Raw genomic sequence first — 12962 nt, forward strand, 5'->3', positions numbered from 1 at the left:
AACTGAGCAAATACAAACTTGTCTTGAAACATATGCGGTCATAGTAAAACTACCGCAAAGATAAAATTTCAAGTCCGTTCGCTCGAAAAATCCATGTAACTAACTATATTTCAATAATTTCAAAGAAATTTTTCAGATTTTAATGGGACAGTAGTGTATCATGATTGAAATTAACAACATCAGTAAAGTATTCCGTACTTCGGAAGTAGAGACTGTAGCATTGAACCACGTCAGCCTCGATGTAAAAGAGGGGGAGTTTGTAGCCATTATGGGGCCGTCCGGTTGCGGCAAATCCACCTTGCTGAACATCCTCGGACTGCTGGACAATCCTACGGAGGGCAGTTATACCGCAAAGATAAAATTTCAAGTCCGTTCGCTCGAAAAATCCATGTAACTAACTATATTTCAATAATTTCAAAGAAATTTTTCAGATTTTAATGGGACAGTAGTGTATCATGATTGAAATTAACAACATCAGTAAAGTATTCCGTACTTCGGAAGTAGAGACTGTAGCATTGAACCACGTCAGCCTCGATGTAAAAGAGGGGGAGTTTGTAGCCATTATGGGGCCGTCCGGTTGCGGCAAATCCACCTTGCTGAACATCCTCGGACTGCTGGACAATCCTACGGAGGGCAGTTACAAGCTGTTCGGTCAGGAAGTGGCGGACTTGAAGGAAAAGGAACGTACCCGTGTGCGCAAGGGCAAGCTGGGATTCGTGTTCCAGAGCTTCAACCTGATAGACGAACTGAATGTGTACGAGAATGTGGAACTTCCCCTTACGTATCTTGGCGTAAGGGCGGGTGAACGTAAGCGTATGGTAGAGGATATTCTGAAGCGGATGAACATCAGCCATCGCGCCAAGCACTTCCCGCAACAGCTTTCCGGCGGTCAGCAGCAACGTGTGGCGATAGCCCGTGCGGTCGTAACCAATCCCAAACTGATACTTGCCGATGAGCCTACCGGTAACCTGGATTCCAAGAACGGAGCCGAAGTGATGAATTTGTTGACGGAACTGAATAAAGAGGGCACTACGATTATTATGGTAACCCACTCTCAGCATGACGCCAGCTTTGCACACCGCACGATACATCTGTTTGACGGTAGTATCGTGGCAAATATCACTGCACAGGGGTTGTAAGAGAAGAAAACCGGAAGATTCATTCTCTACAAGCAGCCGGACCGGGTGGTGATGTTGCGCATGCAGCGCATAAAGGCAGGCATTTCCGAGAAGGAGTATGACTACAGCCTATTCCGTGTGGATAATAGGATAGTCATTGTGTTGATAGTGGCGGTTGTGGTGCTGAAAGCATGGAGGATAGCGAATGAGAATCCGGTAAAGAGCATAAAGAGTGAATAGGAGTCTGTCTAAATAGTCAAAAGAATAATGAAACTACTTTACTATAGCATTTTGATGTTGTTGCGTGGGCGGGGGAATAATGTGACGAAGCTTATTTCTCTGACACTCGGTTTGTTTATGAGTATTTTGCTTTTTGCCTGCGTGGCATTCCAGTTGAGCTATAATCACTCTTTCCGGCAGTCGAATCAGCTTTATCTGGCTTATAAGAACCATGCGACGGCTGGAATGCAGGAGTATGTATACGGGCCTTTTGCAGAGGCCTTGCGCGAGAACTTTCCCGACCAGGTAGAAGACGCCACGGTGATGCGCCGGATGGAAGACTGGAACTTTTATCATGGTAATGTCCGCTTGTCGGGACTGACTGTTTTTGGTGATACACATTTGTTTTCCACATTAGGAATCCCGGTCTTGACGGGCAATACCGAAGAATTGAAAACCCCGGACGCTCTTTTCATTTCCCGTATGCTGGCAGATAAGTTGCGGGAGGGGGCGCCGTTGAATACGGTAATAGGCAAGGTGCTTTATCTGAATCACAAGACTCCCTACATTGTCAGAGGCGTTTTTCAGAACCAACCGGAGAATACGGATTTTCCCTTTGATGCGGTGGTTCCCATGGCCGAACTCTGGAATGAGCAGAGGGCGGGATGGGGATTTGACATAAGCTATACGGTAATTGCCCGTTTCCATCATCCGGAACAGGATGTGCGTGTCGTAGAAACGCGTCTTCCGGAATTGATGAAAAAATATATGCCTGATTTCGGGCAAGATGCCGGAGGAGAGAAAGCGTTTGTTTTCCGTTCATTGGCAGATTATCATACTGGAAACTCTACGGTACGTACCATGATATTGGCGACTACTCTTCTTGCAATCGTCATTTTGCTGGTGTCAGCTTTCAATTATGTGCTGATATCCGTCTCTTCCTTGTCCCATCGTGCCAAGGAGATGGGAGTGCATAAATGTAGCGGGGCTTCCGCCGGTACGGTATTCGGCATGTTCCTCACTGAAACAGCATTGATGGTGTTGTTATCCATTGCCGGGGTGGGGCTGTTGATGTATCTTTTTGCTGATTTCGTAGAGGAGATGGCAGCAGTCCGGCTTGCTTCTTTATTTGCCATACAGACGTTGTGGATGCCTTTCTTGGTGGTATTGCTTGTTTTTCTGTTGGCAGGCATTATGCCGGCATGCTTGTTCTCGTCCATCCCGGTGACGCAGGTCTTCCGTCGGTATACGGAGCATAATGCGTCTTGGAAGCGTCCGTTGCTTTTCATCCAGTTTCTGGGTGTTGCTTTTGCCTTTTGCTTTTTGCTGGTCGTGTTCCGGCAGTATCAGTCGGTGGTAGACCGTCCGTTGGGTTACAATCCGGAGCGCGTGGCGATATGTTGGGCCAAGCTGGGAGGCAGTTACGAAAACCGGTTGTCCTTTTTCAAAGAGCTTCCCATGGTGGAAGATTATACTTGTTCCAGCCAGCTTGTCTGCCAAGGCTATTGTGGTGAAACTTTTCGCACGGGTGAAGGTGTTGAAGTGACAGCCCGTATGGACTGGGTTTCTCCCAACTTTTTTCCGATGATGCAGGTGGATATTGTGGAGGGGCGTAACTTTACCCCTAAAAAGCGTTCATCCAATTTCGCCTCGGAGAATCACGAGCTGATAGTCAATCGTACTTTCGTACGTCAGGCCGGTTGGGAGGGAAGTGCTGTAGGACGTGTCATAAACCATGAAGGAGAAAGCCTGACGGTGGTTGGTATAATGGAAGATTATCCGGTGTACAGCGCATACAAGGAGCAGACGCCCGTACTTGTAGGATGGAAAGAAAAGCTAGGTTACGCGCATTACGTAAGGCTGAAGGAACCTTTTGAAGAGAATCTTGCCACATTGAATCGTACGGCGCTGGAAGCATTTCCCACAGAAGAGGTGGAGTTCGTTTCTTTGGAAAAAACCTTGGATGAGGAATATGTAAATGTGTATCGTTTCCGCAACGCGGTGTTTCTGACCAGTATTTCTATCTTTTTCATTGCACTGATGGGCTTGTTTGGGTATATCAACGATGAAATCTGCCGTCGCAGCAAGGAGATAGCCATCCGCAAGGTGAACGGGGCGAAATCGAGTGACATTATCGGCTTGCTGACAAGAGAGGTTGCCTGGATAGCATTGCCTGCGGTTTTTCTCGGAAGTTTTGCCGCTTTTGTTCTCGGACATTGCTGGCTGGAAATCTTTGCTGAGAAAATAACGGTGGATGCCGGGCTCCATGTGGGAGTAGCTATCCTAATCTTAACGGTTATTGCCGTTTGCATAGTATGGCGCACTTGGCGGATAGCCAATGAGAACCCGGTGAATAGCATAAAGAGTGAATAAAAAGTTTCCTAAATAGATGCAAGTTGTTCATTTGATATGAGTCAATTAAGAAGTACAAAGGTGAGAATTATTTGTTCGATTCGCAGATTATTCTCACCTTTGTGCATTATAATGTTTTGGTATTAACAGATCTAGGTAAAAGAATGTTTATGGACACAACAAAAGCAACCGCCGTACTTTTTGATTTTGACGGTGTGGTGGTAGACACGGAAACGCAGTACAGCCACTTCTGGCATGAAATGGGAAAGCAATATTTAGGTATGGACGATATTGAAGGTAGGGTGAAAGGCCAGACATTGGTTTATATATATGATACCTTTTTCCCTGGCATGGTGAAGGAGCAGGCTGAAATTACCGAACGGTTGAACCGTTTTGAACAGGAGATGTCATTCGACTTTATTCCCGGAGTGCTTGACTTCATTGCCGACCTACACGGGAATGGGGTGAAGACTGCCGTGGTGACCAGTTCCAACGAAGCGAAGATGGCAGCTGTCTATCGGGTTCATCCCGAAATAAAGACTCTTTTCGACCGTATCCTTACGGCCGAGATGTTTACGGCTTCCAAGCCTGCACCGGATTGTTTTCTGTTGGGTATGGAGGTTCTCGGCACAACTCCCGACACAACATATGTATTCGAGGATTCCTTCAACGGGCTGAAAGCCGGCATGGCTTCAGGAGCTACCGTTATAGGGTTGGCAACTACCAATTCCCGTGAAGACATAGCTCCGTTGTGCCATTATGTACTGGATGACTTTCAGGGATTCACTTACGATAAATTAACTCAATTGCACAAGTAATCAGAAAAAGGATTACCTTTGCGCCCGATTAATAAAAAATATCATCATGGGTTATATTTCAGACGACACTCGTAAAGTGACTACACATCGCCTTGTTGAAATGAAGCAAAGAGGCGAAAAGATATCAATGTTGACATCTTATGACTATACTATGGCGCAGATTGTAGATGGTGCCGGTGTAGACGTGATTCTGGTGGGAGATTCTGCTTCCAATGTAATGGCAGGCAATGTTACCACGCTTCCCATTACGCTCGACCAGATGATTTATCATGGCAAATCCGTGGTTCGCGGTGTGAAGCGTGCCATGGTCATCGTCGACATGCCTTTCGGCTCTTATCAGGGCAACGAACTGGAGGGATTGGCTTCCGCTATCCGTATAATGAAAGAAAGCCATGCCGACGCTCTCAAACTGGAGGGAGGCGAGGAAATCATTGGCACGGTAAAGCGTATTCTCAGCGCCGGTATTCCCATCATGGGACATCTCGGACTGATGCCCCAATCTATCAATAAGTATGGAACATATACGGTTCGTGCCAAGGATGATGCCGAAGCCGAGAAGCTGGTACGCGATGCGCATCTGCTGGAAGAAGCCGGATGTTTCGGACTGGTATTGGAGAAAATTCCTGCCGCATTGGCTGCCCGCGTGGCAAGCGAGCTGACTATACCCGTTATAGGCATCGGTGCCGGTGGTGATGTGGACGGCCAGGTGTTGGTGGTTCAGGATATGCTGGGTATGAATAACGGTTTCCGTCCCCGTTTCCTGCGTCGCTATGCCGACCTGCATACAGTGATGACGGATGCCATCAGCCGTTATGTATCCGATGTGAAGAATTTAGATTTCCCGAATGAGAAAGAACAGTACTAACAAACTAATGACTCTCAACTTTTGGCGGATGTGTGTGGCAAATCTGTTGTTGTATACATCCGTCTACATGCTTTTTCCTCTGCTTCCTTTTGTGAAGGGAGAGCAGCTGGGCGTTTCCGCCGGGCAGGTGGGTAGCATGTTCTTGGTTTTTGCGATGGCCATGTTTGCTGTGGGGCCTTTCCATGCTTATCTGGTCGATGAATATAAAAGGAAGCACGTGCTCCTTTACTCCACATTCATTATGCTGACGGCTGTTCTGGGGTATGCCTTTGTGGATAGTTATACGAAATTTCTGCTGCTTGCCGCTGTGCAGGGGGCATGTTTCGGGCTAGCAACCACAGCGGGCATTACGGTGGCCATTGACATAACGACTTCCGCGCGTCGCAGTGCAGGAAACATGGTATATGCATGGGTTGCACGCTTGGGTATGCTGGTGGGGGTTGTTTTGGGCATTGGCATGTATAAGATGTATGGTTTCCGTATGGTGACCTATTTGTCCGTAGCTACCGGATTGGCCAGCATATTTTTCGCATCGAGGGTATATGTGGCTTTCCGTGCTCCGATAGGTGTGTCGCTGTGCAATATGGATCGCTTTTTATTGCCGCGTGCATGGGTGCCTGCCATCAATATGCTGCTGATTGCTTTTGCACCGGGAGCATTGCTACCGCTGATGTTTGTGGGCGATTACTGGTCATTGGCGGCATTGGCTGTATTGGTGTTCATTACAGTCCCGTTCATGAAGATGTTTGTCAAATTGTCACACCACTGCCAGCGTGGAACGGCAAACACCACTTGCCATTTGTTTATGGAGGGAGGGCTGTTGGCCGGTATGACTGTGTCTTGCTATCTGATGGACAGAGTACTGGTATATCATGTGGCATCTGTTGCCGCTATGCTTGCAGTATTCTTCTTTGTGCTGCTGACCTATCCTTATTATAAGAAGAAGCGGGTGAGATAGGGGATAAATACAATCAATCCTATAATGGCCGCCGTTGCAGCACATACCAGTACTGCTCCGGCGGCTATGTCTTTTACTTGCCCTGCAATGGGATGTCGTTCCGGAGAAACCAGGTCGACCAGCTTCTCAATGGCGGTATTGAACAGCTCGGCAGCTATTACCACACCGATACAGAGGATGACAATCATCCAATCAGTCCGGGTAATGTCCAATAAGAATCCGGCAATTATTGTGAGTACCGTAACAATCAGATGGAAGCTTAGGTTCTGCTCTTTTCCTACGCAGCACCGGATACCTTTCCAGGCATAGCCGAAACTGCGCAACTGCTTTTTAAAGTCGTACTGCATACTTTTAATGTGCTAATACATTAATTCCTTGTGACTTGTTTTACTCCTTTTACAGTTCTCAGTTTTTTGATGAGCGCTTCCAAATGCCCTGTATCGTTTACCTTGATGGTCAGTGTTCCGGAGAACAGTCCGTCATGCGAGTCAATACCGATGCTTCTCAGAGTAATGCCCGTTTCTTTGGAAATGATGGAAGTGATGTTGGTCACGATACCGATATCATCATGTCCTACTACACGCAGGGTGATAGGATACTGTGTACCTTGTGACTTTCCGGACCAGCGTGCCTTTACGATGCGGTAGCCGAAACGTGAATGCAAGTCGCTGGCATTGGGGCAGTCGCAACGGTGTATCTTGATGCCTCCCGTCACACTGACAAAGCCGAATACATCATCTCCATAGATGGGGTTGCAGCAGCGTGCCAGCTTGAAATCCAGCCCTTTCAGATTCTGGTCGATGACGAGTACATCTTCTTTGGTACTTATCTCTTCGGGTATTCCCTGCTGCAAGTTGTAGCCTTCGGCACTGCGATAGGTTATCTCGTCGCGCGTATCGTTTTCCCGTTTTTGCTGTTCCTGGTATTTGTCTATAATCTCGTTGACATCCAGCTCTTCATCGGCTATAGCCTGATAGAAGTCGGTTACTATCTTGAAGCCGAGGCGCTTGATGAGGCGCATCATGGTTCCTTCATCATACTCTATCTTCCGGTTCTTAAACTTGCGTTCCAATGTCTCTTTGGCGAAGGCATGCTGGCGTGCGACCATTTCTTTCAATGCCTGGCGTATTTTAGTACGGGCCTTGGAGGTGGTTACGATGTTCAGCCAATCCTGCTTGGGCGTCTGCGTATTCGATGTCATTATCTCCACTTGGTCACCGCTATGCAGCATTTGCCTCAGCTGTACATTCTTGCCGTTTACTTTGGCACCGATGCACTTGCATCCCAGTTTGCTGTGAATGTGGAACGCAAAATCGAGCACGGTGGAGCCTTTGGCCAGTTTGAACAAATCGCCTTTGGGGGTAAATACAAAGACTTCATCTTCGTACAAATCCAGTTTGAACTGGTCCATGGTTTCCAGCCCGTTGCTGTCCGAATTCTCTAAAGCTTCGCGTACGGAAGTCAGCCATTCGTCCAGTCCCGATTCTCCTTTCACCCCTTTGTATCGCCAGTGGGCGGCCAGACCGCGTTCGGCAATGTCGTCCATACGTTCGGTACGTATCTGTACTTCTACCCATTTGCCTTCGGGCCCCATCACGGTGATGTGCAGTGATTCGTAGCCGTTGCTCTTTGGTACAGACAGCCAGTCTCGAAGCCGTTTCGGGTTGGGTTGGTACATATCTGTTACAATGGAGTAGGCTTGCCAGCAGTCCATTTTTTCTTTTTCTTGGCTGGAATTCAGGATGACACGGATGGCAAACAAGTCATATACACCTTCGAAGGGGCATTTCTGCTTCTTCATTTTCTGGTAGATGGAGTGGATGGACTTGGTGCGTCCTTTGATGTGAAACTTGAGTCCGGCCTCTTCCAGCTTCTTCCGTACCGGTGCTATGAAAGCAGCAATGTACTTGTCGCGCGATGCCTTAGTTTCGTTTAGCTTCTCCTTGATGTGGTAGTAAACTTCTTTTTCGGTATATTTCAGTGAAAGATCTTCCAGTTCCGATTTAAGTTTGTATAGCCCCAGTTTATGAGCTAAGGGAGCATAGAGATATGCCGCCTCATTGGCTACCTGCCGACGGGCTTCGTCATTTTCGCAGTCCTTGATTTGCCGCATGATATTTACGCGGTCGGCAATCATGATGAGGATGACACGCATATCTTCGGCAAAGGTAAGCAATAGGTTGCGGAAATTTTCGGATTCGATAGCAGGACTTCTGGCATAGAGTTCGTTCACGCGTATCAATCCGCGGATGATGCCTGCCACATCTTCACCATAAATCTGCTTCACCTCCTGTGTAGTGCAAGTGCCGCAGCGTACAGAGTCGTGCAACATAAGTCCTAGGATGGAAGCACGTCTCATGCCGATTTCTTCGGCCACGATGACAGCCGTCTGCATATCCTTGATGACGGGATTCAAACCGAATAGGTCACGCTGGATGCGGTTGTTCTGTATGGTACTAATAAGATGCGTTTTCAGTTTTTTACAGTCTCCTTTCCGAAGGGTTTCTCCGGAAAGTTGCAACAGTTTGCGGTAGAGAGAGAAGAGCAAATCTTTCTCTCGGGTAGTGAAAAATTCATCAGTTTCCATAATCGTCCGTATTTTATGCTTCAAAGGTAAGTTTTTTCTTCATTTTCTTGACAGCAGTTCTGCTTTTTTTGTATTTTTGGGCATGAATTAATAAAACAAGATATATATGATAACACCGCAAGACAAAGAGTTGCTCGAAAATAAAGGCATCTCCGAAGAACGAATAGCCGAACAGTTGGCTTGTTTCGAAAAAGGTTTTCCATACTTGAAGCTGTCTGCCGCCGCTTCTGTAGAAAAAGGTATATTGGCTCCGGATACGGATGAACAGAAGAAATATCTGGACGCGTGGGAGGCATATACACAAACCGATAAAGTGGTGGTAAAGTTTGTGCCTGCTTCGGGTGCTGCCAGTCGTATGTTCAAAAACTTGTTTGAATTTCTCGGGGCAAACTATGATGCTCCCCAGACAAGTTTTGAAAAGACTTTTTTTGAGAGAATAGAGAAGTTTGCTTTTTATGATGACCTGAATACCGCCTGTCAGAGGGGTACAGGAAAGGGCATACCGGCTTTGGTTGCTGCCGGAAACTACAAGGCGGTTGTTGCTGCCTTGCTCGAAGGAGCCGGACTGAACTATGGTGCTCTGCCCAAAGGATTGCTGAAGTTCCATAAGTATGAAGACAATAGCCGCACGCCGCTGGAAGAACATTTGGTAGAAGGAGCGTTGTATGCTGCCAATAAGAATGGTAAGGTGAATGTGCATTTCACGGTTTCGCCTGAACACCGTGCTTTGTTCAAGGCTTTGGTAGACGAAAAGGCTGCCTCTTATGCAAAGAAGTATGGGGTGGATTATGAGATTACTTTCTCAGAGCAGAAAACAAGTACCGATACCATTGCTGCCGATATGGAAAACAAACCGTTCCGTGACAGTGGCAAACTTGTGTTCCGTCCGGGCGGTCATGGTGCATTGATTGAAAATTTGAACGACCTTGATGCGGATATTATTTTTATAAAAAATATAGACAATGTGGTACCCGACAAACTGAAAGGTGATACCGTGTTATATAAAAAACTGATTGCCGGTGTACTGGTAGCTTTACAACAGAGAGCGTTTGCTTATTTGCAGTTGCTTGACAGCGGGAAGTATACGCATGAACAAATTCTTGAAATCCTGCAATTCCTACAGAAACAGCTCTATTGCAAGAATCCGGAGACAAAGAATCTGGAAGATGCCGAGTTAGTTATATATCTGAAAGAGAAGCTGAACCGTCCGATGCGTGTTTGCGGTATGGTGAAAAACGTAGGCGAACCGGGTGGGGGGCCGTTCTTGGCATACAACAATGACGGTACTATCTCTTTGCAGATTCTGGAAAGTTCGCAGATTGATATGGGCGACCCGGAAAAGAAGGAGATGTTTGAAAAGGGTACCCATTTCAATCCGGTAGATTTGGTTTGCGCCGTACGTGACTATAAAGGGCATAAGTTTAATCTTGTGAAGTATGTGGATAAAGCGACGGGGTTCATTTCCTATAAGTCCAAGAACGGAAAGGATTTGAAAGCGCTTGAACTCCCCGGTTTGTGGAACGGAGCCATGAGCGACTGGAACACAGTGTTTGTAGAAGTGCCTCTGACGACGTTCAATCCGGTAAAAACGGTGAATGACTTGTTGAGAGACCAACACCAATAAGAGGATTTACTATTAGACGATTTACTATTTACTATTGGCTGCGCTGTAATCGGGCAGCGGATGGTAAGTAGTAAATCGTCTGATTGTATAGTGTTAAATAGTAAATTGTAAATCGTCAAATAGTAAATAAATAGATAGGATGAAAAAGATTTTATTGTTGGGTTCCGGTGAACTGGGCAAAGAGTTTGTCATTTCCGCCCAACGCAAAGGCCAGTATATTATCGCCTGCGACTCGTATGCCGGAGCGCCTGCCATGCAAGTGGCAGATGAATGTGAAGTATTCAGTATGCTCGATGGAGATGCCTTGGAACGTGTGGTACGAAAACACCAGCCGGATATCATTGTTCCGGAAATCGAAGCTATCCGTACGGAACGTCTGTATGATTTCGAGAAAGAAGGTATTCAAGTGGTGCCCAGTGCCCGCGCCGTGAACTTTACCATGAACCGTAAGGCTATACGTGACCTTGCAGCTAAAGAGTTGGGACTGAAAACTGCTAGATATTTTTATGCCAAATCTTTGGATGAACTGAAAGCTGCTGCTGAAAAGATTGGTTTCCCGTGTGTGGTGAAACCGCTGATGTCCTCTTCCGGCAAAGGCCAGTCTCTCGTAAAAAGTGCCGACGAATTAGAGCATGCCTGGGAGTATGGCTGTAACGGTAGCCGTGGAGACATCAAAGAACTTATCATTGAAGAGTTCATTAAGTTCGACAGTGAGATAACATTGCTCACTGTAACGCAGAAGAATGGCCCGACTTTGTTTTGTCCACCTATCGGCCATGTACAGAAAGGTGGAGACTATCGTGAAAGTTTCCAGCCTGCCCATATTGACCCTGCCCATCTGAAGGAGGCGCAGGATATGGCAGAGAAGGTGACCCGTGCCTTGACCGGCGCCGGATTGTGGGGAGTGGAATTCTTTCTCAGCCATGAGAACGGTGTCTATTTCTCCGAACTTTCTCCACGTCCGCACGATACAGGTATGGTAACCTTGGCCGGAACGCAGAATCTGAATGAGTTTGAATTGCACTGCCGTGCGGTGCTCGGTCTGCCTATTCCTGGCATCAAGCAGGAGCGTATAGGAGCCAGTGCAGTCATCCTCTCTCCGATAGCTAGCCAAGAACGTCCCAACTATCGCGGTATGGAAGAGGTTACGAAAGAAGAGGATACTTATCTGCGTATTTTCGGCAAGCCTACTACCCGCGTAAACCGTCGTATGGGTGTAGTGCTGTGTTATGCACCTCTTGGCAGTGACCTTGACACGCTGCGCGACAAAGCGAAGCATATTGCAGATAAGATAGAGGTGTATTAATGATTGGTGATGAATAATTTGGTGATTTGTTGGTGAGTAGTAGATGTCATCGACAAATCATCAATCTCTTAGTTCTTTCACAATCTAGGTTGTTTTTAACTTTCTGTAAGAACAACCTGGATGTACTTTTGTTTCCGGGAATCAGTACGTTGTGTTGATATATTTTTAAATATCAGCGAACTGGCTTTTGTATACAAAAACTTTTTCTCCGAAATCCACTTCCGGCAATACGGCATCCTCTTTGAATAATCCGTAAACAGATGACCCTGAACCACTCATGGAGGCATATACAGCTCCTTGTCGGTACATCTCTTTCTTAATTTCTCCGATAGCCGGGAATTGGGGGAATACGCTTTCTTCGAAGTCATTGACCATTCGTCCGTTCCATTCTTCTACGGGTAATCGGGCTATTTCTTTCAGAGACATTTCCGGATGATGCGGTTTTATTTTTGCAAAGGCATCCCGCGTAGAGACGAATATGTCCGGTTTCACCAACCATATCTGGTATCCTTTCAGTGATAGAGGAAGGGGAGAAAAAATGTTTCCGATACCTTCTGCGTAAGTCGGACGGTTTCTGATGAAGAAGGCACAGTCGGCACCCAGCTTGGCGGCATACTCTTCCAGAGTGTCATCCGGTAGTCCGAGTTCAAACTTATTATTCAGAAGTTTCAGCATGAAGGCAGCATCAGCCGAGCCGCCACCCAGTCCGGCTCCCGAGGGAATATGCTTGAAGAGATGAATCTCTACCGGAGGAAGGTTGAACCGGTCATCCAGCAACTTGTAGGCTTTCACTACCAGGTTACTCTCCGCTTCTCCCTCAATTTCCAGACCTGCCTGATGCAGACGAAACTTTCCGTTTCCTTCATTCAAAATATTTATTTCCAAAGCATCTTCTATGGGAACCGGATAGAAAATGGTTTCCAGATTATGGTATCCGTCCGGACGTTTCTCTGTGATATTCAGTCCCAGGTTTATTTTGGCATTTGGAAAAGTCAGCATGGCATTGATAATTGATAATTAATAATTTAAAATTAAAAAAGGAAAGCTGTGAGGCAGTTTCCGAAGACAAAGTTAGTGATTTCTGTTCATAGTAGATTGAAAACTTAACAATGATT

11 protein-coding genes and 1 pseudogene are annotated in these 12962 nt (G+C 46.6%); 9 read left to right on the forward strand and 3 right to left on the reverse strand.

The features are described from left to right. Nucleotides 1–160 precede the first annotated feature (160 nt). The 7 genes and pseudogenes from HU824_RS11280 to HU824_RS11310 all read left to right on the forward strand — a co-directional run. Nucleotides 161–346, forward strand: a pseudogene (locus tag HU824_RS11280) (ATP-binding cassette domain-containing protein); the annotation flags it as partial. 109 nt (nucleotides 347–455) lie between these two features. Further along, nucleotides 456–1139 (forward strand): ABC transporter ATP-binding protein, encoded by a 684-nt coding sequence (locus HU824_RS11285; RefSeq protein WP_176468895.1) that lies wholly within the window; start codon nucleotides 456–458, stop codon nucleotides 1137–1139. A 60-nt stretch (nucleotides 1140–1199) separates the two neighbouring features. Next, on the forward strand, nucleotides 1200–1358 hold the full coding sequence (locus HU824_RS11290; RefSeq protein WP_168354365.1) for a hypothetical protein: 159 nt from the start codon (nucleotides 1200–1202) through the stop codon (nucleotides 1356–1358). Between the two features lie 54 nt (nucleotides 1359–1412). Next, on the forward strand, nucleotides 1413–3710 hold the full coding sequence (locus HU824_RS11295) for an ABC transporter permease (RefSeq protein ID WP_255260503.1): 2298 nt from the start codon (nucleotides 1413–1415) through the stop codon (nucleotides 3708–3710). Between the two features lie 149 nt (nucleotides 3711–3859). After that, nucleotides 3860–4507 (forward strand): HAD family phosphatase, encoded by a 648-nt coding sequence (locus HU824_RS11300; RefSeq protein WP_136011208.1) that lies wholly within the window; start codon nucleotides 3860–3862, stop codon nucleotides 4505–4507. Nucleotides 4508–4550: 43 nt separating this feature from the next. Next, a complete protein-coding gene (gene panB / locus HU824_RS11305) occupies nucleotides 4551–5372 on the forward strand; it encodes a 3-methyl-2-oxobutanoate hydroxymethyltransferase (protein ID WP_025832138.1) in 822 nt (273 codons plus the stop codon). Continuing rightward, complete coding sequence (locus tag HU824_RS11310) at nucleotides 5353–6330, forward strand: MFS transporter (RefSeq protein WP_176468897.1); 978 nt, start codon at nucleotides 5353–5355, stop codon at nucleotides 6328–6330. The genes panB and HU824_RS11310 overlap by 20 nt, the downstream gene beginning before the upstream one ends. On the opposite strand, the gene HU824_RS11315 is transcribed toward HU824_RS11310, so the two are convergent. Both HU824_RS11315 and HU824_RS11320 read right to left on the reverse strand, forming a co-directional pair. Beyond that, complete coding sequence (locus tag HU824_RS11315) at nucleotides 6306–6677, reverse strand: diacylglycerol kinase family protein (RefSeq protein WP_176468898.1); 372 nt, start codon at nucleotides 6675–6677, stop codon at nucleotides 6306–6308. The genes HU824_RS11310 and HU824_RS11315 overlap by 25 nt on opposite strands. A 20-nt stretch (nucleotides 6678–6697) precedes the next feature. Then, nucleotides 6698–8917, reverse strand: a complete 2220-nt coding sequence (locus tag HU824_RS11320; RefSeq protein WP_176468899.1) for a bifunctional (p)ppGpp synthetase/guanosine-3',5'-bis(diphosphate) 3'-pyrophosphohydrolase — start codon at nucleotides 8915–8917, stop codon at nucleotides 6698–6700. 106 nt (nucleotides 8918–9023) lie between these two features. Between HU824_RS11320 and HU824_RS11325 the strand changes: the two genes are divergently transcribed. Then, nucleotides 9024–10541, forward strand: a complete 1518-nt coding sequence (locus HU824_RS11325; protein WP_136011204.1) for a DUF4301 family protein — start codon at nucleotides 9024–9026, stop codon at nucleotides 10539–10541. A gap of 139 nt (nucleotides 10542–10680) precedes the next feature. Next, complete coding sequence (gene purT, locus HU824_RS11330) at nucleotides 10681–11847, forward strand: formate-dependent phosphoribosylglycinamide formyltransferase (protein ID WP_176468900.1); 1167 nt, start codon at nucleotides 10681–10683, stop codon at nucleotides 11845–11847. Between the two features lie 165 nt (nucleotides 11848–12012). On the opposite strand, the gene ispE is transcribed toward purT, so the two are convergent. Further along, entirely contained in the window at nucleotides 12013–12846 is an 834-nt protein-coding gene (gene ispE / locus HU824_RS11335; protein WP_176468901.1) for a 4-(cytidine 5'-diphospho)-2-C-methyl-D-erythritol kinase, read from the reverse strand. Nucleotides 12847–12962 lie beyond the last annotated feature (116 nt).

Source organism: Bacteroides sp. L10-4, from assembly GCF_013373675.1.
Lineage (GTDB): Bacteria > Bacteroidota > Bacteroidia > Bacteroidales > Bacteroidaceae > Bacteroides > Bacteroides muris.

Coding starts and splice junctions, on each gene's coding strand:
- HU824_RS11285 (WP_176468895.1), top strand. CDS start 456: ATGATTGAAATTAACAACATCAGTAAAGTATTCCGTACTTCGGAAGTA.
- HU824_RS11290 (WP_168354365.1), top strand. CDS start 1,200: ATGCAGCGCATAAAGGCAGGCATTTCCGAGAAGGAGTATGACTACAGC.
- HU824_RS11295 (WP_255260503.1), top strand. CDS start 1,413: ATGTTGTTGCGTGGGCGGGGGAATAATGTGACGAAGCTTATTTCTCTG.
- HU824_RS11300 (WP_136011208.1), top strand. CDS start 3,860: ATGGACACAACAAAAGCAACCGCCGTACTTTTTGATTTTGACGGTGTG.
- HU824_RS11310 (WP_176468897.1), top strand. CDS start 5,353: ATGAGAAAGAACAGTACTAACAAACTAATGACTCTCAACTTTTGGCGG.
- HU824_RS11315 (WP_176468898.1), bottom strand. CDS start 6,677: ATGCAGTACGACTTTAAAAAGCAGTTGCGCAGTTTCGGCTATGCCTGG.
- HU824_RS11320 (WP_176468899.1), bottom strand. CDS start 8,917: ATGGAAACTGATGAATTTTTCACTACCCGAGAGAAAGATTTGCTCTTC.
- HU824_RS11325 (WP_136011204.1), top strand. CDS start 9,024: ATGATAACACCGCAAGACAAAGAGTTGCTCGAAAATAAAGGCATCTCC.
- purT (WP_176468900.1), top strand. CDS start 10,681: ATGAAAAAGATTTTATTGTTGGGTTCCGGTGAACTGGGCAAAGAGTTT.
- ispE (WP_176468901.1), bottom strand. CDS start 12,846: ATGCTGACTTTTCCAAATGCCAAAATAAACCTGGGACTGAATATCACA.